Consider the following 23,342-nt stretch of genomic DNA (forward strand, 5'->3'; position numbering starts at 1 on the left):
TCTCTATCTCTCCTCTAGTTCTTCGTAATCTCCTATCTCTTCGATCGGATCGAAAAATAAAATATGCGGTTTTTTCACGCACCAGGTCGTCATGGAGCGCAGCTGCTCCACCTGAACGGTTTTGACCGGCTCAAGGAAAAGCGCGTGCAGCTTGTCCGTCCACTTGTGGAGGAAGTCGAGGTCAGCCAGGTACCGTTCGCTGCCATCAGGCAGTGCATAGCGCCGGTCGCCGAGGGGCACGATTCTATCCTCCAGGCCAATGGCCGAGGCCATACGGACGAATAGCAGGCCGCCCGGCCTAAGCACTCTCCACAGCTCCGTGATCATCTGCCGGAAATGCTCGTCATTCTCCGCAAAATGCAGTACAGCGCATGCGATCACCACGTCAAAGGAATCGTTGGCGAAGCTGAGCTTCTCGACCGATTCCACGCGGAACCGCTCCTCCAGCTGCTCCGGCAGCAACCCGGATGCCTGATGGCGGACGGCCTTGATCGCCTCTTCGGACCGGTCAACGCCGTAAACCTCGTACTTCTCCCGCAGAAAATAATCCAGATTGCGCCCTTCCCCGCAGCCTGCATCCAGAATACGCATGCCGGGCGCAATACGCCCCTTCAATAATTGGTCGAATAAGTAAATATCGATCAGTCCGAACTGCTCTCTAGGATTCATACCCCCGCTCACTCTCTTCCAATTCAAGGCGTTGTACGCTATTATAGCATGTTCCGGCAGCGATGCTCTACGTTCTGTCCTTGAATTGTCCTGACGATGACGCGATCCGTCATCAGGTTAGACTGGTTCTTCCCTAGCAGCCTGCACGCCGCTTCTATGAGCGCTTGTACACGCTAGCAAGCGAGTCTTCGTGGCGTTCCACGCAAAAATCCGCCAAGAGAAATGACTTGGCGTCTTATACGGGCTAATCGGCATCCTCACACTATCCTTCAGAAGGTACGGACGGCAGTCCATACGCCTGGGTTACTTCCGTCAGCCATTTGCGGATTTCCGCAACCATGGCTTCGGGACGCAGCACGACGGCATCCGGGCCAAGCCCGGCAAAATACCGCGCAAAATACTGCAGGTTGCCCGGAACAATACTCATATGGAGCATGCCCTCTCCCCGGGAGTCTACCTGGAGCTCCTGCTCGATCCACGACTCCCAGCGGAGCCTGCGGACTCCCTCCGCCGTCAGCTTCACTTCCACCTCCAGCTTCTCAGCCGTGCTCTCACCCTGCTGATCCGGCCGTTCCGAGGGAGAGCGAAACCACTCGCTGAGCGTCCAGTCTTTCAGATCTATGACAGGATGCTCAGCGCCGGCCCAATCCGCTTCCAGCATACGGTCAGCCCGGAATAACTGAGTCCGGTTTTTCTGGCAGCAGTAGGCTGGGCAATACCAGTAGCCATTATGCGAATAAACGCCAATCGGCTGAATGACCCGTTCCTTCGCTCCATCCTTGGAGTCGTAAGTGACCCGGAGGGGGCACTGTCTGATGGCTGCGTCCAGCAGCAGAGTCAAGAATGGGACCTCCATCGGCCGCATGGGGGACCAGAAGGCAACACGCTGCTTCATCGCGTCGATCTTCTGCTTGGTATCGTCCGGTAAATAATAATAAAATTTATTCAAGGCCGTTACTGCTTCTTGATCGAAAGGCAGCGCCCCATAATGCTGCAAGGACTGGTAAGCGAAAAACATCGCGACCGCTTCCTGCTCCGAGAACATGATCGGCGGCAGCATCCGCTCATTCAGCACCCGGTAACCACCATGCGGTCCATATTCCGCGTATAGGGGCAGGCCCAGCTCGTCGAGTACCTGCAGATCTCTCATGATGGTACGCTTTGACACCTGAAATTCCTCAGCCAGCTCCCTGACGGTAAACTTCCTTCTCTTATTGACCGCGATCATCAATTCCATCAATCTTTTGGATTTGCCCAACCTTGGCTCCCCCGCTTCTCCGAATCTCCTTCATATATGCCTCCCATCTATTATACCCGATAACCATGCCAAAGAATGTCATAGTTAGCGCTCAACGTGAAAATATGGTACAACAAGTAAGGAAACCGCTGTACGAACGGATGAAAGGAGACTTCTATTTATGAAATCACTCGTATTGGCCGAAAAGCCGAGCGTCGCCAAAGAAATCGCACGTGTGCTCGGCTGCAGCCAGAAACAAAAACATCATTTCGAAGGACCTGCCTATATCGTAACCTGGGCGCTCGGGCATCTGGTAACGCTTGCTGAGCCCGAGGACTATAACCCAAGCTATAAGGAATGGCGTCTGGAGGATCTCCCGCTCATCCCGGAGCGCATGAAGCTGAAGGTCATTCGTGAAACGACGCCGCAGTTCAAAGCGATCTCGGCGCTCGCCAAGCGAAATGACCTCAAGGAGCTAATCATCGCGACAGATGCCGGCCGTGAGGGCGAGCTGGTGGCCCGCTGGATCATGGAGCTGGTGCAGTGGCGCAAGCCCTTCAAGCGGCTGTGGATTTCCTCCCAGACCGATAAAGCAATCCGGGACGGCTTCGCCTCGCTGAAGCCTGGCCGCGATTACGACCGGCTGTACCGGTCCGCGGTATGCCGTGCGGAAGCCGACTGGCTGATCGGCCTGAACCTGACCCGCGCCCTCACCTGCAAGCATGGCGCCCAGCTTGCGGCAGGACGGGTCCAAACCCCGACTCTTGCTGCCTTGATGGACCGCGAGCAGCAGATTCAGTCCTTCCAGTCGAAGGACTACTGGCAGCTTCGCTGCGACTTCGGCTCCTTCCAGGGGCAATGGCGCAGTACAGCCATTCCCGATGGACGTCTGTTCGATAAGACTGCGGCAGAGACGCTCGTCGCCAAGCTTGAGCGTTCCGGTCCGGCTCAGGTCGCCCAGCTTAAGCAGACGGAGAAGCAGGAGCCTCATCCGCTGGCCTATGATCTAACTGAGCTGCAGCGGGATGCGAACAAGCGGTACGGCTTCACGGCCAAGCAGACGTCCAATGTGCTGCAGCGGCTGTATGAGCAGTATAAGCTGGTCACGTACCCGCGGACCGACTCCAGGTACTTGTCCACCGATATCGTGCCGACGCTGGCCGGCCGGCTGAGAGCTCTCCAGCTGCCGCCCTATGCAAGCCTGATCAAGCCCTTGTTGGCGGGGCCCCTTCCCGTCACCAAACGGATCGCGGACGACAGTAAGGTAACCGATCACCATGCGATTATTCCGACGGACGAACGGCCTGCGCTCCATCTGCTCAGCGCCGACGAGCGCAAGCTGTATGATCTGATCGTCAAGCGGTTCTTGGCCCTATTCTACCCGCCATACCGGTATGATGAGACGACGGTCATGGTTCAGCTTGGCGGGGAATCCTTCCATGCCAAGGGGCGGGTTGTCCGCGAGCAGGGCTGGCGGCAGCTGTATGAGGAGGCGGTTTGGTCGGAGGCAAGCGATGACGACACAGACGGTCCGTCGGCCGAGAGCGGCGGAGCCGCACAGGCACTGCCTCCGTTGACCCAAGGGCAGAAGCTGGATACGCACCGCCTGTCTCTGCACAAGCAGATGACCCGTCCGCCGGGGCGCTTCACCGAGGCCTCCCTGCTGACCGTCATGGAGAAGCATGGACTGGGTACTCCTGCGACACGTGCCGATATCATCGAGAAGCTGCTGCAGACCGACACCATCGAACGGCGGATGAACACGCTGCAGCCTACAGGCAAAGGAGCCCAGCTGATCAACCTGGTCTCACCCGACCTGCGCTCCTCGGAGCTGACCGCTGCCTGGGAGCAGGAGCTGCAGCGCATCTCCGCCGGACAGGGGGACGCTGACGCCTTCATGAGCCGGATACGCAAGCAGACCGAGACGATCGTTCGCGAGGTCAAGGTTAGTAGTGCCGAGTACAAGCCGCATAACCTGACCGGTTCCCGTTGTCCCGAATGCGGCAACCAGCTCCAGGAGATCAAGGGCAAGCAAGGCAAACGGCTCCTGTGCAGCAACCGGGAATGCAGCTACCGCCGCGCAGCCGAAGCGCCGCTGCTGAACAAGCGCTGCCCGCAATGCCGCAAGAAGATGGAGCTTCACGAGGGCAAGGCCGGGAAATATGCGCAGTGCAAGCCCTGCAATGTGATCGAGATGCTCGGGGATGCTCCCGGCGGCAAGGGAGGCCGCAGCGCCAAGCGCCAGCAAGCGCAGCTGGCCGAGCAGTACAGCGACAAGGTCTCACTGGGCTCCAGCCTGGAGGAGGCGCTTCGAGCCGCTATGGAGAAGAAGAAATAAACCGTTCCGACATCATACAGAATGTTCCATGGAAAAAGACCTGGCCGGCGGCCAGGTCTTTCCTTCTTATCATCCGTTGTCATCAGCAGCCCGTTCTCGGGCCAGCGCATCAGTCTGGAGACCGGTGCGCCAATATATTAACCAGCTTACCGAATGGATCGCGTACATAGAACCGCCGGACGCCCCAAGGCTCGTCAACCGGCCCATATTCGATCGAAATTCCGGCTTCCTTCATCCGCATATAGGCTGCGTCGACATCATCCACTTCGATCGAGAGATCAGGCACACGCGTGCCAGATCCTCCCTGTGAAGCGACACTGAGCTGTACTTGCATTGTCCCGGCAGATCCATACGTGGCGATCCACCCATGATCCATCAGCACCTCTAGGCCAAGCACATCCTGATAGAAGGTTTTAGCTGCGGCTACGTCCCGCGCTTCGATATTGGCTATGATTCTGTTGACCTTCATAGACTCCCCCGTTCCCTATCCGTTCCTGGACAGCCCCTATGCCTTCGTCACAGCCAACCTTAGACCTATCACCCATGGAACCATCACCGGACTGATCCGCCGTAGTAGTGACAGCCTCTACGAAGCTACCGCGTATTCTACAGCTCAGGCTGTACCTGCTCTGCATAATAACGGCGCAGTTGCTCCTTCTCGGACTCGGTAAACTGATATTCGCAGTCACGCCCCTCATCCTGGGCAGCGATCTCCACCAGAAGCCCGTCCCGCGTCACGATCAGCAGCGCGCCAAGCTCTTCGATGGAATCCGGTACGAGCGACGGATCTTCTGTGTTAAAGCGGACGTAGACGTCGATCCACTTCTCATCGCGAATGTCCACAGTATGGCTGAGGCCAGCGAACTGCAGTTCTCGGATGTCCGTACTCCCATAAGTTAGCATCTCTCAGATCCTCCTAATTCTTCTCCGGCAGCAGATCCACCAGCGCAAACTCGAGAACCGGATACTTATATTGAAATTCTTTTTCAAGTGCGACCTTCGGCAGTACCCTCTGGCCCGTCAGCAGAAGCTGGCTCATCTCCCCGAACAACAGCTTCATGACGAAGGCCGGCACTGGAAAGCGGTACGGCTTGTTCATCCTCTTCGCAACTTGCTTGCCGAACTCGTCATTGCTTACTGCAACCGGACTCGTGGCATTAACCGGTCCCTCCAGCTCCTCCTGCTCGATACAGAAATGGATTAGCCTGCACAGGTCCTCAACATGAATCCAGGACAGCTGCTGCTTTCCAGACCCGATCCGCCCGCCAACACCCAGCTTGAAGGGGGCGATCATTTTTGGAAAAGCGCCTCCGTCCTTGCCCAGTACGACCCCAAGTCTTAGCAGTACGACCCGCGCATCGGGAATTTGCTCGGCTGCTGCTTCCCATTCATCCACCACGCCCGACAGAAAATCGTCTTTCTTCCAATCGCTTTCCTCGATAAACGCTTCTGTCTCGGACATGCCATAGATCGCAATCGCGGAAGCATTGATCAGCACAGGCTTATTCTCAGCACGCTCGATCCATGTTCTGACATGAGCGACGGCGTCAAGACGAGACTGCAGAATTCTTTTTTTCGCGTCCGCACTCCAGCGCTGATTAATCGTTTCTCCCGCTAGATTAATGATCGCATCGACTCCATCCATAAGCTGTGCATTCGAATCCAGCTCGCCCCAGGTCACATAACGGATCAACGCATGACCCGATTTTGGTTTTTTCCGAGTGACGACGATCAGACTCACCTTCTGCTCTAGATAGTAATTGATCAAGTGCTTGCCTACAAATCCGGTACCTCCGGTGATAACCACCTTCATTGACATTCCTCCGCCTGATTCCAATAACCTGATTATGCCCTACATTATATACCATAATGGGAACGATGAAAAATAGCACGATGCGTGCGTGCTGAAAATCGGATATTTTGCTGGGATTTGTCCAATATTCCAATAGAAATGAGCAGCTTTGACGGTTGATTAACCAAGTTAATGAAAGTAAAATAGCATCATCAGAAAATCTAGCATCGGAGGGCGCTGCATTGGTATGGGATTTAATTGATACATCTGTCGAACCGATTGGAGACCAGGCGCGGATTAGTTTATACCGTGCCAGAGAACGGACGACCGGATTGACCCGCTACTTCAAGGCTCCGCTCCCCGGACATCCGCTCGAATCCGCGCCACAGAGGCTTCAGGACGAGTTTCGGCAAGCCGGAAAGCTGGGGACGACGGCTGATATCTGGATGCCTGAACAATGGGGGGAATGGAACGATGCCCCTGCCTTGCTGATGGAGCATCTCGAAGGTCAACCCCTGTCTTCTTATGTACAGGACAGTCCGGTTGAACTCACTTTGTTTCTCCATATGGCCGCCGGCATGGCGGAAGCCTTAACCAGGCTGCATCATGCTAAGCATGTGCATCTGGCTCTGTCTCCGCGTGCTTTCTTTATCGAATCCAGCCGGAAAAAAAGCAGGCTGACCGAGCTGCACAGGTCTGCCCCCCTTTCATCTGGACCGGATTCTGTTCCAGATCCTCTGTCCGCATGGGCCGGGGACATGGACGGCTTGCTGTATGCTGCGCCAGAGCTGATCGGACGCCTGAACCGGCGAGTGGACCATCGCACGGACATCTACAGCCTCGGGGCCGTTTTCTATCGCATGCTGGCGGGGGAACCGCCGTTCAACAGCGACGATATTTCCCAGCTGATCCATGCGCATGTTGCCAAGGAGCCGGAGCCGCTGACATCGCGGCATATTCCGAAGCCGATCTCGGATATCGTCCGCAAATGCCTAATGAAGCATCCAGACCATCGATATCCCAGCATGTTCGCCTTGAGCCGGGATTTAAATCTGGCACTAGACAAGCTGCTCACCGAAGGCTTTCTGGACGATTATGAGATCAGTTCCGAATATATCTCGGATCAGTTCGCCATCTCGGAGTCGATCTACGGCCGGGAGCGCGAGTTGTCGTTGCTGGAGAAAGCCTACCAACGCGCAACAGAAGGAAGCCTGGAAATTTTATTTGTATCCGGCATTTCGGGAATCGGAAAGTCCTACCTGATTCATGAGTTTCAGAAATCGGTGACTCAGCAGGGCGGATTATTCGTATCCGGTAAGTTTGACCAATTCAAGCGGGAAACGCCCTACTTTGCCATCCATCAGGCGGGTAAACAGCTCCAGCAGCATCTGCTTACACTTGGAGCAAACGAACTGGACGTCAAGCGTAATAAAATCATGCAGCTTGTAGGTGCTAACGCCCAGGTTCTGCTTGAAATGAATCCGTCACTGGAATCGGTCCTCGGTTCCCAGCAGGCACTGCCCAAGCTTCCCCCGGCAGAGATGTACAACCGCCTGGTTCTGACGCTGCAAAACTACTTATCGGTCTTCTCGTCCAAGGACCAGCCGCTTGTCGTCTTCCTAGACGATCTTCAATGGGCCGATGCAGCTTCCATCCAGCTGCTCCAGGACATGACCATCGGAACGAATGCCAGGCACTGCGTGTACATCGTCGCCTTCCGGGATCGTGAAGTTGGCAGCTCGCATCCGCTGCGCAGTCTGCTGGAGCATGTCCAGCGCAGCAAGAGCTTTACCTATACGCCGATCCGGCTGGAACCGCTCCATGCGGATGATCTGGAGCTGCTGCTGGAGGACAGTCTGAAGCCGACCACACAATCCGCACGGCGGCTGTCGCAGCTAATGATGCAGAAGACGAAAGGAAATCCGTTCTTTACGAAGCAGTTTTTTAGGTCCATCTTTGATCAGAACTTGCTGTGGTTTGATTATGACTCCTGCCTGTGGGCCTGGGACGAAGCCAAAATTCAAGAATTGCATATGACCGACAATGTCGTCGATTTCATGATTAACAAAATCGTGCGCTTGCCGGAAAAGCTGCAGCTGCTGCTTATGCACGCGGCCTGCATCGGCCATCAGTTCACGACCGATCTCCTAGCGTTATCCAGCGGCTACGACCTACCTGATATCCGAGAATGCCTGGCGGCTGCGGAGAAGGATGGCCTGATCCATAGTTCAAAATCTGCGAGACCCGAGCATGGGGAGAACCGGACGTACAAGTTCCTGCACGACCGCGTGTACCAGGCCATCTACTCCCTGGTCTCCGACGAACAGAAGTGCCTCATCCATCTTCATATCGGCCGGATTCTGGAATCCCGCTACCGTGAAGCGGATACGCTCGAAATCAATGCCTTCGAAATCGCTAATCAGCTCAATCTAGGCGCTTCGCTGCTGGAATCTTCCGAGGAACGCGAACGGCTGGCTTACCTGAACCTGCTCGCCTGCCGTCGTGCCAAGTCTAGCTCGGCGTATGACACGGGACTGCGGTATGCCCTGCACGGATACGAGCTGCTGCTGCAAGATCCCTGGGAATCGCAATATGCACTGGCCTATGCGCTTCAACTGGAGAAGGCTGAGCTGGAGTATTTGTCCGGATATTTCGAGGAGGCCAAGCAATCGTTCTCCACGGCTATCCAGCATGCACGGACGAAGCTGGAGAAAGCCGATGCTTACACCTTGATGATGGTACTCTGCACGAATATGGGTGCCCATGAGGAAGCGCTCAGGATCGGATTGGAAGGTCTGCAGCTGTTCGGAATCAAGATCAGACCCAAGATCGGCAAACCGGCGATCATCTGGGAACTGCTCAAGTCCCAGCTCCGCAAAGGCACGCGCAGCGTCGATGATCTGCTCGATATTCCGGTTATGACCGATGCCGATCATAGCGCCGTGATGCGGCTGCTGCTCCATCTCATCGCTCCTGCCTACTATCTGAACTCGGAGCTGTATATTTATCTGATGCTGCGGATGTTCAGCTACTCGCTGCTGAACGGGCATACGGAAGCGAGCGCTCTGGCCTACTCAACCTATGGGGTGATCATGAGCTCCCTCCTCGGCCGGCTGCAATCCGGCCACGACTATGGGATGCTCGGAGTCAAGCTAAGCGATACGTTCAATGATCTGCCGGTAAAGTGCAAGGTGTATTTCGGTTACGGGGCGTTCACAAGCATGGTGAAGGGGCCGATCGGAACCAATGTCGAGCAATTGCGCAAGGCTCATCAATACGGAGTAGAATCGGGGGATTTCGTGTACGCGGGTTACTCGATCACATTCAGCTTTTTTCTCCGGTTGTTCAAGGGAGATCATCTGGCGGATGTGTTCAAGGAGACCGAACAATATCAGAATTTCATCATGAAAGCCCAAGACGCGGATACGTCTATGATATTAACCGTGCTGCAGCGTTATATCCTCAAGATGAGGGAACAGACGCCGTTCCTCTCTTCGGGGGGCAGTCTGCAGATGGAATGCTTCATGTCCGAAGGTGAGCTGGCTCAGCTCGCGACCTACACCAATAAGGCGATCATTCATACGTATTACGCGATGCAGGCACATACGTATTATCTATTTCAACGGCTTCACGAAGCCAAGAAGCTGCTGGAGGAGGCGGAGGCTTCCCTCTTCACTGTATTCGGCATGATGCACGTGAATCTGCATCATTTCAATTATGCGATGGTCCTCGCGGGTCTTTATGAGCAGTCAAGCCTTTCCGAGAAAAAGCGGTACCGCTCGCGCATTCAAACCAGCCGGCGCTTCCTGACCAAATGGGCCGGCCATTCGCCCGACAATTTTTTGCATATGCAGCTGCTGCTGGATGCAGAATGGAACCGGATTACCGGCAATCGCAGCTTGGCGGAGGAACAGTATGATCAAGCTATCCATTATGCCGGGAAGCACGGGTTCATCAATTACGAAGCGATGGCTAGCGAATGCGCTGCCAGGCATTACATGAACGTCGGCAAGCTGAAAGTCGCACGCGCCTACCTGCATGAAACACGCAGCCTGTACGCGCAGCACGGCGCCGAGCGTAAGGTCGCTGATCTGGATGAACGGTATCCGTATCTGATTACCCGGGGCCAGGCCGAGGCCTCCATCGATTTCACCAGCGTCGTGAAGGCCTCTCAAGCCGTGTCCGGAGAGGCAGTCTTCCAGCAGATGCTCGATGTGATCATGGCTATCGTCCTGGAGAATGCAGGAGCGGAACGAGGGCTGCTGGCGCTTGTCCGGGGCGGGCATCTATTCATTGAAGCGGATAAGGCGCTGCAGGCTCCATTCGAAGTTCTGCAGGCCTCTCCGCTGGAGAGCTACCGCCAGGCTGCCGTATCCGTCATGCAGTATGCGGCCCGCTCCGGCGAGCCTGTACTTCTCCACGATGCGACGCAAGCCGAGCTCTTCGCCAAGGACCCGTACATTCAGTCGCAGAGACCGAGATCGATTCTTTGCCTGCCGATCACCCGCTCGGGCAAGCTGGTCGGGGTGCTGTACCTGGAGAACAATCTGGCCACTCATGTGTTTCAAGAAGAGCGCCTGCAGACCCTGCGTCTGCTGTCCGCGGAAATTGCCGTGCTGATCGAGAATGCCAAGCTCTACGATCATATCGAGACTAAGGATTACAAGCTGCAGATGCTGGAGGAGCAAGAACGGGCCATGCGCATGCAGCTCAGCGAGAAGGAACGCTGGGTACAATCCTCCGAGGCGACGATGCTCAACATCCGGAAGGCTCAGCATGAGCTGATCAATAACGTCCAGACCGTGCACGCACTCCTGATGATGAATAAATATGATATGGCCAAAGACTACATCTCCGTCTGGTGCAAGGAAATCGTACATCAGGCGGTCATCGGTTCCGTCAAATTCCCGGTGCTCGGGGTAGTTCTGAATCATCTTTCCTTGACCTGCATTTCCAAGCAAATCGAGCTTCAGGTAAACGGCGACCTCGATTGCAGCTTCGAGCAGCTCACGCTCCCAATCAGCTACTTCTCCAGCATTATGCACAACCTGCTGAAGAATGCTGTGGAGGCTATTCCTGCCGAAGACTCCTTGCGGACGGTCAGGCTGACGATCGAGGACCAGCAGCATTCCTATAAAATTACCGTATTTAATACGGGCTCCTTCATCTCGGAGGCTCAGATCGCCCGAATTTTCGACAAAGGCTTCTCCACCAAGTCGGAATCCACCAATTCCGGTTTGGGCCTTCACATCGCACAGAATTACGTAGAGCACTACGGAGGCTGGATCGAATGCGAATCCCGGCTTGACGAAGGAACGTCCTTCTCTGTCTTCTTGCCTAAGCGCAGCGATGAGCAGGATCATGCCTCAGATCTCAGGAGACAGGACACCCAGTCCGCTCTCCGTTCCTCCTAGCAGCAAGGAACTATGCAAAAAGCCTGTGGATCACCGAGCCGTACTAACCGGCAAGGTGAAGCCACAGGCTTTTTGTAGATGAGCTGGAGTAATCTGCAACCGTTAGCGGTGAAGCGAACGCTCCAGGTAGCGCAAGGCATCAGGCAAATGCTCTCCGAAGTAGGACCACTGGTGGCTCCCCTCGAATTCCATATATTCATGCTCGTAGCCCAATTGATTCAGGAGCTCTTGGAAAGCCTGATTTGCCGGGAACAGGAAGTCCTCCCGGCCGCAATTAAAGTGCAGGGCCGGACGCAGCTCCTCGCGGATGCGCTGAGCCGCCAGCACATGCACATCCAACTGCTTGGCATAGGGTCCGTGGACGGGTCCCATGATCCGCAATATATCGGAGCGCAGCTCCTGCGGAGTCAGCATCGCCGCAGACATTAATGCGCCGGCGATGCTGGCGGCAGCTCCGAAGATTTCCGGATTGCGCAGTGCCAGCACGAATGCCCCGTAGCCGCCCATGGATAGACCTGCTACCGAACGCTTAGTCCGGTCGGCGATGGTCCGAAACTCACGATCAATCGCCGGGATCAGATCATACAGGATATAGTCCTCGAATCGGCCTGTTCCGTCGTACCAGTTGGCATAGAACGTTCCGTGTCCGTAGCCGCCGTCATTCGGCATCACTACGATGCTCTCGGTCAGCTCGCCCGAGGCTATCAGCACGTCCAGCGTAGATTCCGCTGCGCCCTTCACCGTCCAGCTTGTCTCGTCTCCATTCACGCCGTGAAGCAGATACACAACGGGATAGCGCTTGTCCTCTGCTTCCCGATAACCCGCGGGCACATACACCTGACAAACCTTTCGGGCGTATAGCGCCCCGGAAAAAAAAGAAAACGGAACTATCGCCATCTGACTTTCCCCTCTCGCCTATTGTCCATGCTACGATTAGCTCAGGACTGCGTGCAGATGCTCCTCGGTAATGGCCCAGTGAGACGTATTCCACACCGTCTCCTTGTTCTTGACGTACAGCACCTGGGGCGAAGCATGTGTCACGCCCGTAGTCTCTGCGATCTGATTAGAAACCGGACGGGACTCGATCACCTTCACCAGCAAGTAATCCACGTCCGTATTCGGCGTCTTGCCGAGATATGCGTCGTATTCCTGCAGCGCATTGGTGCTCACCGGGCATCGGGTGCTATGCTTCAAGACGACGACCCCCTTCGTACCGCTGTTCTCCAATGCTTGTTCCCATTCTTCAGCCGTTGTAATTTCTTTCCAAGTCGCCATGCCTAATCTCCTCCATCTTATGAATGAATTGGCGGACTACGGTCCGCATAATAAAAATGCTGGGCTCCGATCTGATCGGTCAGCTCCAGAATGCCATACGAATATAAAGGTTGACGCCGCTTGTCGGTGGGCGAACCCGGATTAAATAGCAGAACGCCTCCGCGCATTTCCGAGAACGGGATATGCGAATGTCCGAACAGGATAATGTCGGTCGTCGGCTTGCCGTCGGCGTCGCAGAATGCCTGGAACGCCGTATCGGGCGTCGAGCGCCCTCCGTCCCCATGGACCAGACCGATCCGGTAGCCAGCCAGCTCCAGGATCTTCCGCCTGCCGAAACGGCGCATCATGTCCGCCCCGTCATTATTGCCGGCCACTCCATCAATAGGAGCAATAGCGGCCAGGCGTTCGGCGATGGACTCCGCAATCCAGTCTCCGGCATGAAGGATCAGATCCACCCCGCGCAGCCCATCGACTAACGCAGCCGGAAGTTCAGGCTTGTGGTCGTATAAGTGTGTGTCGGACACGATACCGATACGCATACGTCATCTCCTTTGCGGCTATAGCCCTTATTCTACCATAATTCTCCGGAGAAGAACAAAAGAGCCGTCCGGCAAGTCGGAGGGCTCTAAAGATCGGCCAAGCCTCTTTTATTCCATAATCTCAGAGTGCCCGTTTGTATCCTGATCTTCTTTGTTATCCCGCACGGTTTTCTGTAGAACGAAGGAGGACATTGTCAGGAACAAAGCCGTCACCGCGTAGAAGCCCTGCACCGACAGCGGCTGATTCAGATTGACAATCCCAATGAACATCGCGATCAGTGCGGTAGCGAAGGCGGCCCAGGAGAGAAAAGTGAACGCTCCCGTGTTTCTTCTGCGGCCTTCAGCGGCATCATCCTGGTTATCGCGGATTGTTTTCTGCAGGACGAAGGATGCCATCGTCAGATACAGAGCGCTGACCGCGTAGTACCCTTTGACCGATAAAGCCTCTTCCAGCGTATAGATCCCGATGAACATCGCCAGCAAGGCAAATCCGAATGATGCCCAAGCTAAGAAGGTAAAGGCTCCTGTGTTCCGTTTTTTCATGTGTTCCAGCTCCTCTTATTTTCAAGTTTTATGATAAGCTTTTAGGACCTGATGCTTATAGTTGTATCTTACCAGTTTTTCGGAAGTCGACCAGTACTATCTTTATGTAGTACTTCCTCCACAGCTTAGTTGAGAACAGAAAAAACCCGCCGGTTCTCCGGCGGGTCTTCATTCGCTATGCAGCTGACGGTCTGCGTCAGCTCGGGTTGCCTGCAATCTCCAGCGCTTGCTCGGAGATCGTTCCCTTGAACTTGGACATGCAATTGCACAAGAAGTCCTTGCGGCAAATCGGGCAAGGTTCCTTGAGCAGCCTGTTGATATGAGTCGGCTGCAGGGTGCCGGTTGCGTCCGTACCGTAGATAAGACGGCACACCGTCCGGTCCTTGAGTTGGGCTACGATCTCGAACAATCCATTCTTCGGATTGTGGCTGACGATTTTGGCATCGACGACCTGTGGGTTATATGCCATCTTCAGCACTCCTTTTCCACTATGCAATATTGAGAGTCAAAAAAACCTGTATTATGAATGATAACGTTCTTAACGGCCGCCGTCAAGCAAATTGCCGAGTCCGTACAAGATATGACCCTATTCCTTCCGGCTGCCTGGCCTTGAGGCACTCAAAACCCGGTCGGCGAGACGGCTGAACGGCAAGGATTGAATCCATACCCGCCCGGGTCCGCGCAGGGTCGCGAAGAACAAGCCCTCTCCCCCGAACAGTGCGGTTTTGACGCCCTTCACGAACTCGATGTCATAATCGATATCCTGCGTCATCGCCACGAGACATCCCGTATCGACGCGAATTAGCTCACCAGGGCTTAATACACGCTCGCAGATGGTGCCCCCGGCATGAACGAAGGCCATGCCGTCGCCTTCGATTTTTTGCATAATAAATCCTTCGCCACCGAAGAAGCCGGTTCCCAGCTTGCGCTGAAAATCAATACCGATCGATACGCCCTTGGCCGCACAGAGGAAAGCATCCTTCTGACAGATCAGCTTGCCGTTCAGCTCGGACAAATCCATCGGGAGAATGCGTCCCGGATAGGGCGAAGCGAAGTTGACCCGCTCCTTGCCTTGTCCCCGATTCGTAAACAAGGTCATAAACAGGCTCTCTCCAGTCAGCAGGCGTTTGCCAGCCCCGAACAGCTTGCCCATCACTCCCTTGCCCTGATCACTGCCGTCGCCGAAGATCGTTTCCATCGCGATGTTCTGGTCCATCATCATCATACTGCCCGCTTCGGCGATCACACTTTCGCCCGGGTCCAGCTCGATTTCGACAAACTGCATCTCGGTGCCTTCGATCCGGTAATCAATCTCATGCGCGTTCATGGAATCCGCTCCCTGTCGAATAATCGATACGTAACAGACTCGCTGCTTGCTTGGCACGTGCTCTAGCTTCCTCTACCTGCTCCGCAGAGGCGAGCGCCACCGCCATCCGGCGGCCCGGCTTCGTCTCCGGCTTGCCGAACACACGCACTTGCGTATTGGGCAAGGACAGCGCCTCCTCGAGGCCTCCGATGCGGAAGTTCCGGCTATCCCGGTCCGCCTTCAGCGTATACGAAGCTCCTGGCGTCAGCAACCGGACGCCGGGTACAGGGAAGCCCAGAATCGCCCTTACATGCAGCGCGAATTCAGACAAGTCCTGCGTAGCCATCGTCACCATGCCCGTGTCATGCGGACGCGGGCTGACCTCGCTGAAGTAGACACGATCTGGCGCCAGGAACAGCTCTACGCCATACAGTCCATACCCGCCGAGCGCTTCCGTTATCGCGCCTGCGATCTGCTGCGCCTCTTGGATCTGCGCTTCGCTCATCTCATGAGGCTGCCACGACTCGATGTAGTCCCCATCCTTCTGGATGTGACCGATCGGCGCACAGTACGTTGTTCCGCTGACCGAGCGGACCGTCAGCAGCGTGATCTCCGAGTCGAAGCGAATGAACTCCTCGACAATAACCCGGGTTTTCTTGGCGCGTCCGCCCTCCATCGCGTAATTCCAGGAAGCCTCGACATCTTCCGGCGTGCGGCATACGCTCTGGCCTTTGCCTGAGGAGCTCATGATCGGCTTGATGACGCAAGGCGTTCCGATCTCCGCTACAGCAGCTTTCAGCTCATCAAGACTATCGGCAAATGCATACCGAGCGGTTGGGAGCCCCAGCGTCTCTGCAGCCAGCCGGCGGATTCCCTCGCGGTCCATCGTTAGACGGGCAGCATTTGCCGTAGGCACGACCTTATAGCCTTCCGCCTCCAGCTCCACGAGCGTCTGGGTTGCAATGGCCTCGATCTCGGGAACGATCAGATCCGGGCGCTCCGATTCGATCACGCGGCGCAGCGCTTCTCCGTCCAGCATGTCGATCACATGGAACCGATGAGCGACCTGCATAGCCGGGGCATCGGCGTACCGGTCTACCGCGATCGTCTCGATTCCCAGTCGCTGCGCTTCCATCACAACCTCCTTGCCCAGCTCGCCAGAGCCGAGCAGCAGCATTCTCTTGGCTTGTCCTGCATGGGGTGCTCCGTACATGAATCCAAATTCCTCCTGTCGGTAATATGGGCTGACTCCTATCGCATTTATACTGGATTTGTTTCTTTTTTTCAACTGAAATTATGTAAATACCGGAAGCCCTTCGCCCTTCTATGCCCTTTCCAGGCGAAAATCCATCGAATAGACGCAATCCGGCACACAAAAATCTTACTTAAATGAAGTAACTTATGTTAAAATGAATACAGAAGAGGTGAGTACGATGTCAGATCATCCGCAAACGATGTGTCCGAGGTTTGAAGCGGCTTTTGAAATTCTGGGGAAAAGATGGACAGGATTGATCGTCCGGGGGCTGCTGCAAGGTCCACGGAGATTTAAGGATATTTCGGAAATGATCCCAGGCATGAGCGACCGGATGCTAGCGGAGCGGTTCAAGGAGCTTGAGGCCGTCGGCGTCATCAGCCGGCATGTCTACCCGGAAACACCCGTGAGAATCGAATATCAACTAACGGAAAAAGGCAAGGCGCTGCAGCCGGTCATGGATGCCGTGCAGCATTGGGGAGAAACGTGGTGCTTCAAGGAGTAGCCGCGCTTCTTCCTTCTTCTTGACCAGGGTTATTCTCCTAAAGCGCTTCCGCAAGCATACGGCACGGCTACTAAGCGGCGTACATGGGGCTCCATTGAAAAAGACGATCCCTCCCGGATCGTCTCATCTATGCCGTGATGTACTACATAGTGGCAACAGTCGCGGCTATACCTAAGTACGGCCATGTTTTTACAAGATCATGCCTAAGTTCCGGACGAGCTCAGGATGTTCTGCGCACTGGAGCAGGCTTCTGCTTGTACATGGCCCTGAGAATCAGACGGTCCAGCTCCATGCTTTTGCTTACAACGCTGGGATCGGTTAACAGCAGGCCTTGGCCGCATACAAGATCGTTGAGATCCTCAACGCATTTGCGAATTTGACGTTCCAAACGAACACTTGTCATGATCAAGATCGCCTCCCCTATTCATGCGTTCGTGGTTGCGAACCACGGCTCAAGCTTGGTTTGACTTTTTATTATCTTTACATGATTTTTAACCATTTCTAAATGATGGAAATCACGTATTGCCCTACTATTTTATAGTATGACTCCTAATATTTTGGAAAGTTACAGTCCGGAATTTGAAAAGTATGAATATTTCTAACAAATTCCTAATATTTTTGATAGTTGAGGTGGCTGTCATGTCTAGAATATTGCTGGTTGAAGATGATCATAGTATCGCAGATATGATGTCCATTTATTTGAGCGAAGAAGGTTACACGGTCAACCTGGCCGCTGACGGGCAAGAGGGAATCAAGCTCTTCAACAAGTATCATCCGGATGTCATCATTCTCGATCTGATGCTCCCGGACACGAACGGCATCGAGCTGTGCAAGCAGCTCCGGACGGTCTCTTCGGTCCCGGTCATGATCGTCTCCGCCAAGAATGAAGTATCTGAGCGTGTCAACGCCCTGATGAACGGGGCAGACGATTACTTGTGCAAGCCCTTCAGCATGAGGGAGCTGGCTGCACGGACAACCGCTCTGCTGCGGCGCTCCGCTCTGACCCAACAGAACCACCAGGCGGCTGCGGCCAGCGAGCCCCTGGTTGAAGACACCAGGGAAATCGTGCTCGATATGGAGAAGCGTTGTATTTTCATCCACAAGCAGCCAATCGACACGACCTACTCGGAATTTGAAATTATGAAAAACTTCTGGCTTCATCCGGGCAAGGTGTTCTCCCGCGAGGAATTGCTGAATAAGATTCGGGGGATCGACTCCTTCGTCACCGAAAGATCCGTCGATGTTCACATCACTAACCTGCGCAAGAAAGTGGAAGCTGAGCCCAAAGAGCCTAAGCATATCAAGACCGTATGGGGCGTCGGGTATAAATTCGAAATGTAGGCCGCTAACACCGCCGGGTACGCAGAAAAGCCTTCCGATCATCCATCAGGTTCGGAAGGTTTTTCTGTAGCTCTAGCTTATAACAATGCCGAAGTACGTACGCCAAGCATCACTGCACTCCTCCGGAGAGGCCAGGGTTAAGACCTGCACGCCTTCGTCGGTGAACACGCGCAATTCCTGACCCAGCATTGAATTCCTGCCCTCTTTCGTCCGGATGGCGACTATAGCCTGCTTGGTAAATACAGATTCCGGCGCATGCTCGCTCCAGTAAGAGGCCATGATGTAGTCTATAGGCAGTTGGGGCTCCTCCGTGAAGGAATAGATCCATCTCCACTCCCCGTTCTTGCTCTCGCACAGCACCCAGCCGAAGTCTGCATCCCGCTCAAGCTGGTACGTTTCGGTGCCCTGTACGTGCTCCAGGCGCTCCTCAAGCCGTATAGGCCATCGAGGTACAACACTGCCCACGCCCACATCGCATACATACAAGCTCCCTTCCGCCTCCACCAGCAGGATCTGGTGTCTGCGCATAGGCGGGCTCTCCGGCACGTCTCGCCAGAATCTGGCGAACAAGGAAGTCACTTTGAACCCCAGCTCCGTCAACAGCCAGCTGAACAGCGCGTTCAATTCGAAGCAGTAGCCGCCGCGCCGGCGAGCGACGATCTTGTCATACAATTTCGGAATCTCCAGGGATAAAGGAATGCCATGGATAATGTCCAGATTTTCATAAGGTACGGCATGCAGATGACATTCCTGCAGCAGCTCAAGGGTTCTCAGGCTGTTATCACAGGGCCCATCGTATCCTATGCGGTCCAGGTAGGTCCGAACCTCAGGCTTTACGTCCAACTGGTTGTCTGTCATCGTCTCGATTCCTCGCTCTATTAGAGTGGTCTTTCTGCCTATGCAGAAATCCTCTTCAGTATATCACGGGAAGAACGATAGCGGACCGGTTTTTGGGTTAAATGGCTTTCTTTGAGAAATAAATCAAACTTGAAGCCAGGAATAAAACGAAGCTGCCCCCTATTATCCCGAACAGGGAGCCTGCCGATAGTTGAAATGCTACATATGCATGTACACCGCTGGGTATCATCGCCAGCAACGCATGCGCCCTCCCCCGCCCTGTTGTCCGCCAGTCGACGCCATATCCCCGCCGCTCCCAGTCCTTCTTCACCCATTCTCCGATCTCCAGATCGTCTTCGATATATAAAATGCTTTTCACACGCAAGCATCTCCACCTCAAGCGATATTCCTTTCATTCTAGGCCATACGTCTAGCGATAAAAAGTTAAATTTGGTTTTAAAAGAATCTTTTTTTATAACCGTGACAGAAGTTGTCATCGTTCCGATTTACACTGAAACCATTCCAATCCAAGGAGCTGTTGTTCATGAGTCTACAATTTACCCCCTTTATTATGCTGGACGGGCATGCCCGGGAAGCCATCCGTTTTTACGAAGAAGCCTTGGGTGCCCAGGTCGTGTTCTGCCAAACGATAGGTGAAGCGCCCGACGACGCTGAATCCTCCCTGTCTGAAGAGGCCAAGGCACGCATCGCCCACTCGGTACTGCTCATAGACGGAGCGCAATTATTCGTATCCGACGTACTGCCCGGACAGAAGGTCCAGCCCGGCAATCTGCTGAATATTTGCATCACGGCAGACAATGAGCAAACCTCGAGACGATTTTATGATGCGCTGCTGCAGGGAGGTCAAGTCCATATTCCACTAGGCCCGATCTACTTCAGCCCGGCTTATGGCATGGTGACGGATAAGTTCGGCGTTGTGTTTCAGCTTTTTACCAGACGGGCAACCGAGTAACAGGGTTATCGGAGTCCAGAAGATCGTGTTCGGCCCAACAGCCCCTGGGTAACTAAGCGATTTACTCAACCCCCGGGTATGCCGTGCTGCGTATCATGCGCTTGCTTGAAAAAAAGCCTTCTGTTCCACCACTCGGGGAATAGAAGGCTTGAGGTGCGTCTGTGCGGGATTACCGCTACTTGCGGGTATCGGCGTTGTCGGGAAATACATGCTGAATCATCGTATTGAATTCATTCAGATAAGGCGTGAAGCTTCCCGGCTCCTGCTCGGCTTGGGCATACACGCGGACGCGCTGCACGAAATTCGGGTTGGCGGACACATAGACATCCTGAATATTCGTCGGAGCCTGAGACAGCACTAGCTTACGGATCTCGTCCGCCTTGGTGTGGCCCAGGCCTCCGTTTTCCGTCCAGGACAACCGGGTCGGCGAGCCGGCCGCGAACAACCCAGACCCGCCCTTGGCGGTAATCCGGTGGCTCATCGTATCCGGGTTCGCTTCCTGGTCCGGATTGTGTCCGTCCAGCACGACAGCCACGTACGCATTGACCTCCGTCATCAGCACCTGGGCGGCCTGTACGCCAGGCAGCTCGGCGATCTTAGCGGCAACCCCAGGGTCGAAGGCCATGGTCCCCGCCAGATGGCGGTTGGTCATGTCGAGCTGGGTTCTGCCGTTGTACTCCGGCTCCTTACGGTTCTCTTGGTCCTGCACCCAGCGCTCCTTCACGCCGAGCGAAGGGTCCTCGTTATTACGCGAGTCCCGGTCATACAGCGCGTGCTGGCGATGATCCGCCAGCCCTGAGCCCTGTCCTCCGCTGGTAGAACCGCTGCCGCTCCCGCAGCCGGCCAGCAGCAGCCCTGCCGCAGCAGCCAGCCCGAGCGCCTGAACGGTCTTGCCGGTGATAATAACCTTCATCCTGCCTATCCCTCCTGTCGCTCCTGCATGTGGAGACTCCAGGTTTAGGATGAGACACTTTCAGGAAATTATGCGCAGACCCCTCTTATTTGTCGCCCGAATCGCTCTCCAGCCGTTTGAGCAGGCGCTCTACCGCATCCTCGGATAAGTCGCCCTGGGCTTTGAACTTGGCCAGCTCGTCCATAATTTGCTGTCCAAGCGCCTCATAATCACCTTCCTCCTCAGCGTAGGAAGGATCGAACCAGACATAATCCCCGTCAGGCCCGTTGCGCAAGAACGGCTTATGCCAATGCTCAGGGTACGCATAGGCCTGTTCACTGAATAAAATCCCCAGTACATCGTCGGAATCCAGTGGAAGCAGCTGATGGAATATTTCCTCCTGTCCCTCTGTTCCAATTCCGGCGATATTGCGATGAAGATAGGCATAATGCAGGTAATGCTCCCCGGTCACCCGGTCCTTGCCGATCTCATACAGCTCCAGTCCATCCTCCCGCAGGGTGCGTACCGTCTCCAGACGCTCCTGCATGGACTCGGGGGATATGAGTTTCCATTCCTTCCAAGACATATCCGCTCCCTGTTCCATAACTGCTCTCACAACTCCCTTCGAGATGGCTAGCTTTTTTCCATGGACGGTTCGTCGCTCAGCTTCAGCGCACGCCGCGGCAGCCGCCACTTGCGTATGACCGACAGCATCCGCAGAGCCACCACGAAGACGAACAGCACCAGCAGCTGCCAAGACCCCTGAACCCATCCCAGACCGATCATCAAACCTGCCAGCATCGCCCATACGGCGTAAATCTCATCACGCAGCACGAGCGGCTTGCGTCCGGCGAGCACGTCGCGGATCATCCCGCCTCCGATCCCCGTCAGCATTGCAGCTACCATAACCGCCGACAGCGGCACATTCATCTGCTTGGCGTACAGGGCTCCCTGAATCGCGAAGGCAGCCAAACCGATCGCATCGAATAAAGACTCCCAGGTCTTCCACCGGCGAATCCAGCTTACGGGTACGATAAAGACAAGAAAAGCAGCGACGAGTGCGGTGATGAATAAATTCCCTTGCTCCCATAAGGTCGTGACCGGGATGCCGATCAATACATTGCGAACGACCCCGCCACCGAATGCGGTGACGAGGGCCAGTACGAATACCCCGAGGATATCGTATTCCTCTTCCATAGCTACGACCGCACCCGAAATGGCGAACGCGATCGTGCCGATCATGCTGAATAGCTGTAAATTCAGTTGAAGCAGCTCGTCCATGGGATTAATCGAGACTCCAATCCAGATTGACCAGTTGCCCCGTCCGGGACGATTCGTAGATGGCTTCCAGTACCAGGCTATTAGCAAGTCCGGATATAGCAGACGTTATAGGCTCGCGTCCCTCTCTTACGCATTCCAGAAAGTGCGCATTCATCCGCAGACGAGGGCCGGTATCTCCCTCAGGGAAGGACAGCGATACATCAGCCGTCCTGTCGAACAGCTCCGTATGCAGGGTGCCCTGCTTCGGATTTAGCGAAGCTCCGCCCTGCGTTCCCATCAGATGGATGTAAGGACCGTTGTCCTGGAACGAAGTGTGCGCCGCCCAACTGACGTCGAGCGTAATGGTGCTGCCGTTCTCCAGCTTGATCAATGCGGAGGCGAGATCCTCCACATCGTAGAAGCCGTTCCAATCCGGCTTGCCCCAATTGCCGATCCCCTTCTTGTGCGGTCCGAACTCGGCATAGGTGGAGCCGAAGACCGACACTGGCTTAGGGCCGCCCATAAAGTGCAGGGTCAAGTCGAGCATATGAACCCCGATATCGATAAGCGGGCCTCCGCCCGACTTGTGCATTTGCGTGAACCACGTGCCCCAGCCCGGAATACCCTTGCGGCGCATCCAGCCCGTCTTGGCGTTGTAGATATGGCCGAGAGCTCCCTTGTCGATTTGCTCCTTGGCTTGAAGATAGATCGCTTCCCACCGGTTCTGGTGCGACATCATCAGCACTTTGCCGGACTTCAGGTAAGCCTTGACGATTTGCTTGGCGGAAGCGGCATTCAGGGCCATCGGCTTCTCCAGCAATACATGCTTGCCGGCCTCCAGTGCCTCGATGGCGATCGGAGCGTGGACATCATTGGGAACAGCGACGACGACAGCGTCGATGCCGGGATCGGCCAACAGCTCCTTATAGGTCGCATAGACCTTCGGGATGCCGTACTGGCTGGCCCGCTCGATAGCGAGCGGCTGGAACACGTCCGTGATCGCATGTACGACCGCGCCTTCCGTAGCCTGGAAGCCCTTAATGTGCTCATTGCCGATACCGCCGGCGCCGATAATACCGATTTGGATTTGATCATTTGCAGCCATCGCGATTGATTCCTCCACCTGTTCGTCTGATTCTATTTATAAATTTCGTACCTACTATATCACA

Annotated in this window: 24 protein-coding genes and 1 pseudogene; 5 read left to right on the plus strand and 20 right to left on the minus strand. The window is 55.1% G+C overall.

Annotated elements, in window-relative coordinates:
* Window positions 1-3: 3 nt before the first annotated feature.
* Window positions 4-669, minus strand: a complete 666-nt coding sequence (locus tag WMW72_RS11535) for a class I SAM-dependent methyltransferase (protein WP_341415616.1) — start codon at window positions 667-669, stop codon at window positions 4-6.
* Window positions 670-931: 262 nt separating this feature from the next.
* Window positions 932-1,906: a helix-turn-helix transcriptional regulator gene (locus WMW72_RS11540; RefSeq protein ID WP_341415617.1), complete on the minus strand. Its 975-nt coding sequence runs from the start codon at window positions 1,904-1,906 to the stop codon at window positions 932-934.
* Between the two features lie 181 nt (window positions 1,907-2,087).
* On the opposite strand from WMW72_RS11540, the gene WMW72_RS11545 reads away from it, so the two are divergent.
* On the plus strand, window positions 2,088-4,244 hold the full coding sequence (locus tag WMW72_RS11545; protein ID WP_341415618.1) for a DNA topoisomerase III: 2,157 nt from the start codon (window positions 2,088-2,090) through the stop codon (window positions 4,242-4,244).
* A 109-nt stretch (window positions 4,245-4,353) separates the two neighbouring features.
* Here the strand turns inward: WMW72_RS11545 and WMW72_RS11550 are convergent, their stop codons facing one another.
* The 3 genes from WMW72_RS11550 to WMW72_RS11560 form a co-directional block, all read right to left on the minus strand.
* On the minus strand, window positions 4,354-4,713 hold the full coding sequence (locus WMW72_RS11550; protein WP_341415619.1) for a VOC family protein: 360 nt from the start codon (window positions 4,711-4,713) through the stop codon (window positions 4,354-4,356).
* Window positions 4,714-4,850: 137 nt separating this feature from the next.
* Window positions 4,851-5,147, minus strand: a complete 297-nt coding sequence (locus tag WMW72_RS11555) for a hypothetical protein (RefSeq protein ID WP_341415620.1) — start codon at window positions 5,145-5,147, stop codon at window positions 4,851-4,853.
* 13 nt (window positions 5,148-5,160) lie between these two features.
* Complete coding sequence (locus WMW72_RS11560; RefSeq protein ID WP_341415621.1) at window positions 5,161-6,057, minus strand: TIGR01777 family oxidoreductase; 897 nt, start codon at window positions 6,055-6,057, stop codon at window positions 5,161-5,163.
* Window positions 6,058-6,278: 221 nt separating this feature from the next.
* Here WMW72_RS11560 and WMW72_RS11565 point away from each other — a divergent pair, with 221 nt between their 5' ends.
* A complete protein-coding gene (locus tag WMW72_RS11565; RefSeq protein ID WP_341415622.1) occupies window positions 6,279-11,450 on the plus strand; it encodes an AAA family ATPase in 5,172 nt (1,723 codons plus the stop codon).
* Window positions 11,451-11,552: 102 nt separating this feature from the next.
* On the opposite strand, the gene WMW72_RS11570 is transcribed toward WMW72_RS11565, so the two are convergent.
* The 8 genes and pseudogenes from WMW72_RS11570 to purT form a co-directional block, all read right to left on the minus strand.
* On the minus strand, window positions 11,553-12,347 hold the full coding sequence (locus WMW72_RS11570) for an alpha/beta hydrolase (protein WP_341415623.1): 795 nt from the start codon (window positions 12,345-12,347) through the stop codon (window positions 11,553-11,555).
* 36 nt (window positions 12,348-12,383) lie between these two features.
* Window positions 12,384-12,725 carry a bacillithiol system redox-active protein YtxJ gene (gene ytxJ / locus WMW72_RS11575; protein ID WP_341415624.1) on the minus strand — a complete coding sequence of 114 codons (342 nt, stop codon included), beginning with the start codon at window positions 12,723-12,725 and terminating at the stop codon, window positions 12,384-12,386.
* Between the two features lie 17 nt (window positions 12,726-12,742).
* Window positions 12,743-13,264: a metallophosphoesterase family protein gene (locus WMW72_RS11580; protein WP_341415625.1), complete on the minus strand. Its 522-nt coding sequence runs from the start codon at window positions 13,262-13,264 to the stop codon at window positions 12,743-12,745.
* Between the two features lie 108 nt (window positions 13,265-13,372).
* Complete coding sequence (locus WMW72_RS11585) at window positions 13,373-13,633, minus strand: YiaA/YiaB family inner membrane protein (protein ID WP_341415776.1); 261 nt, start codon at window positions 13,631-13,633, stop codon at window positions 13,373-13,375.
* Window positions 13,613-13,807: pseudogene (locus WMW72_RS11590) on the minus strand (YiaA/YiaB family inner membrane protein); the annotation flags it as partial. The pseudogene WMW72_RS11590 and the gene WMW72_RS11585, both read right to left, overlap by 21 nt.
* Before the next feature lie 196 nt (window positions 13,808-14,003).
* A complete protein-coding gene (locus WMW72_RS11595) occupies window positions 14,004-14,276 on the minus strand; it encodes a hypothetical protein (protein WP_341415626.1) in 273 nt (90 codons plus the stop codon).
* A gap of 117 nt (window positions 14,277-14,393) precedes the next feature.
* Complete coding sequence (locus tag WMW72_RS11600; protein ID WP_341415627.1) at window positions 14,394-15,134, minus strand: TIGR00266 family protein; 741 nt, start codon at window positions 15,132-15,134, stop codon at window positions 14,394-14,396.
* Window positions 15,121-16,326 (minus strand): formate-dependent phosphoribosylglycinamide formyltransferase, encoded by a 1,206-nt coding sequence (gene purT, locus WMW72_RS11605; protein ID WP_341415628.1) that lies wholly within the window; start codon window positions 16,324-16,326, stop codon window positions 15,121-15,123. Before purT ends, WMW72_RS11600 begins: the two co-directional genes overlap by 14 nt.
* A gap of 220 nt (window positions 16,327-16,546) precedes the next feature.
* Here purT and WMW72_RS11610 point away from each other — a divergent pair, with 220 nt between their 5' ends.
* Window positions 16,547-16,870 (plus strand): winged helix-turn-helix transcriptional regulator, encoded by a 324-nt coding sequence (locus WMW72_RS11610; RefSeq protein WP_341415629.1) that lies wholly within the window; start codon window positions 16,547-16,549, stop codon window positions 16,868-16,870.
* Window positions 16,871-17,090: 220 nt separating this feature from the next.
* Here the strand turns inward: WMW72_RS11610 and WMW72_RS11615 are convergent, their stop codons facing one another.
* On the minus strand, window positions 17,091-17,273 hold the full coding sequence (locus WMW72_RS11615; protein ID WP_341415630.1) for an aspartyl-phosphate phosphatase Spo0E family protein: 183 nt from the start codon (window positions 17,271-17,273) through the stop codon (window positions 17,091-17,093).
* A gap of 236 nt (window positions 17,274-17,509) precedes the next feature.
* On the opposite strand from WMW72_RS11615, the gene WMW72_RS11620 reads away from it, so the two are divergent.
* Window positions 17,510-18,211, plus strand: coding sequence for a response regulator transcription factor (locus WMW72_RS11620; protein ID WP_341415631.1), 702 nt, complete (start codon window positions 17,510-17,512; stop codon window positions 18,209-18,211).
* 72 nt (window positions 18,212-18,283) lie between these two features.
* On the opposite strand, the gene WMW72_RS11625 is transcribed toward WMW72_RS11620, so the two are convergent.
* Complete coding sequence (locus WMW72_RS11625; protein ID WP_341415632.1) at window positions 18,284-19,069, minus strand: arylamine N-acetyltransferase family protein; 786 nt, start codon at window positions 19,067-19,069, stop codon at window positions 18,284-18,286.
* Window positions 19,070-19,166: 97 nt separating this feature from the next.
* Complete coding sequence (locus WMW72_RS11630) at window positions 19,167-19,427, minus strand: response regulator (protein WP_341415633.1); 261 nt, start codon at window positions 19,425-19,427, stop codon at window positions 19,167-19,169.
* Window positions 19,428-19,592: 165 nt separating this feature from the next.
* Between WMW72_RS11630 and WMW72_RS11635 the strand changes: the two genes are divergently transcribed.
* Window positions 19,593-20,021, plus strand: a complete 429-nt coding sequence (locus WMW72_RS11635; RefSeq protein ID WP_341415634.1) for a VOC family protein — start codon at window positions 19,593-19,595, stop codon at window positions 20,019-20,021.
* Between the two features lie 175 nt (window positions 20,022-20,196).
* Here WMW72_RS11635 and WMW72_RS11640 read toward each other — a convergent pair whose 3' ends face one another.
* The 4 genes from WMW72_RS11640 to WMW72_RS11655 all read right to left on the minus strand — a co-directional run bounded on the left by WMW72_RS11640 (window position 20,197) and on the right by WMW72_RS11655 (window position 23,278).
* Window positions 20,197-20,934, minus strand: coding sequence for a hypothetical protein (locus WMW72_RS11640; protein WP_341415635.1), 738 nt, complete (start codon window positions 20,932-20,934; stop codon window positions 20,197-20,199).
* Between the two features lie 85 nt (window positions 20,935-21,019).
* Window positions 21,020-21,529: a hypothetical protein gene (locus WMW72_RS11645; RefSeq protein ID WP_341415636.1), complete on the minus strand. Its 510-nt coding sequence runs from the start codon at window positions 21,527-21,529 to the stop codon at window positions 21,020-21,022.
* A 17-nt stretch (window positions 21,530-21,546) separates the two neighbouring features.
* A complete protein-coding gene (locus WMW72_RS11650) occupies window positions 21,547-22,194 on the minus strand; it encodes a trimeric intracellular cation channel family protein (protein WP_341415637.1) in 648 nt (215 codons plus the stop codon).
* Window positions 22,195-22,198: 4 nt separating this feature from the next.
* Window positions 22,199-23,278, minus strand: coding sequence for a Gfo/Idh/MocA family protein (locus tag WMW72_RS11655; RefSeq protein ID WP_341415638.1), 1,080 nt, complete (start codon window positions 23,276-23,278; stop codon window positions 22,199-22,201).
* Between the last annotated feature and the right edge of the window lie 64 nt (window positions 23,279-23,342).

This window comes from Paenibacillus filicis (assembly GCF_038070315.1).
In the GTDB taxonomy this organism is placed as follows: domain Bacteria; phylum Bacillota; class Bacilli; order Paenibacillales; family NBRC-103111; genus Paenibacillus_G; species Paenibacillus_G filicis.

Bases quoted from the DNA above. Each gene is read 5' to 3' on its own strand.
- WMW72_RS11570 (WP_341415623.1), bottom strand. From the start codon at position 12,347: ATGGCGATAGTTCCGTTTTCTTTTTTTTCCGGGGCGCTATACGCCCGA.
- WMW72_RS11655 (WP_341415638.1), bottom strand. From the start codon at position 23,278: ATGGCTGCAAATGATCAAATCCAAATCGGTATTATCGGCGCCGGCGGT.
- WMW72_RS11615 (WP_341415630.1), bottom strand. From the start codon at position 17,273: ATGACAAGTGTTCGTTTGGAACGTCAAATTCGCAAATGCGTTGAGGAT.
- WMW72_RS11580 (WP_341415625.1), bottom strand. From the start codon at position 13,264: ATGCGTATCGGTATCGTGTCCGACACACACTTATACGACCACAAGCCT.
- WMW72_RS11620 (WP_341415631.1), top strand. From the start codon at position 17,510: ATGTCTAGAATATTGCTGGTTGAAGATGATCATAGTATCGCAGATATG.
- WMW72_RS11555 (WP_341415620.1), bottom strand. From the start codon at position 5,147: ATGCTAACTTATGGGAGTACGGACATCCGAGAACTGCAGTTCGCTGGC.
- WMW72_RS11635 (WP_341415634.1), top strand. From the start codon at position 19,593: ATGAGTCTACAATTTACCCCCTTTATTATGCTGGACGGGCATGCCCGG.
- WMW72_RS11650 (WP_341415637.1), bottom strand. From the start codon at position 22,194: ATGGACGAGCTGCTTCAACTGAATTTACAGCTATTCAGCATGATCGGC.
- WMW72_RS11625 (WP_341415632.1), bottom strand. From the start codon at position 19,069: ATGACAGACAACCAGTTGGACGTAAAGCCTGAGGTTCGGACCTACCTG.
- WMW72_RS11600 (WP_341415627.1), bottom strand. From the start codon at position 15,134: ATGAACGCGCATGAGATTGATTACCGGATCGAAGGCACCGAGATGCAG.
- WMW72_RS11545 (WP_341415618.1), top strand. From the start codon at position 2,088: ATGAAATCACTCGTATTGGCCGAAAAGCCGAGCGTCGCCAAAGAAATC.
- ytxJ (WP_341415624.1), bottom strand. From the start codon at position 12,725: ATGGCGACTTGGAAAGAAATTACAACGGCTGAAGAATGGGAACAAGCA.
- WMW72_RS11610 (WP_341415629.1), top strand. From the start codon at position 16,547: ATGTCAGATCATCCGCAAACGATGTGTCCGAGGTTTGAAGCGGCTTTT.
- WMW72_RS11640 (WP_341415635.1), bottom strand. From the start codon at position 20,934: ATGAAGGTTATTATCACCGGCAAGACCGTTCAGGCGCTCGGGCTGGCT.
- WMW72_RS11535 (WP_341415616.1), bottom strand. From the start codon at position 669: ATGAATCCTAGAGAGCAGTTCGGACTGATCGATATTTACTTATTCGAC.
- WMW72_RS11540 (WP_341415617.1), bottom strand. From the start codon at position 1,906: ATGGAATTGATGATCGCGGTCAATAAGAGAAGGAAGTTTACCGTCAGG.
- purT (WP_341415628.1), bottom strand. From the start codon at position 16,326: ATGTACGGAGCACCCCATGCAGGACAAGCCAAGAGAATGCTGCTGCTC.
- WMW72_RS11560 (WP_341415621.1), bottom strand. From the start codon at position 6,057: ATGAAGGTGGTTATCACCGGAGGTACCGGATTTGTAGGCAAGCACTTG.
- WMW72_RS11550 (WP_341415619.1), bottom strand. From the start codon at position 4,713: ATGAAGGTCAACAGAATCATAGCCAATATCGAAGCGCGGGACGTAGCC.
- WMW72_RS11595 (WP_341415626.1), bottom strand. From the start codon at position 14,276: ATGGCATATAACCCACAGGTCGTCGATGCCAAAATCGTCAGCCACAAT.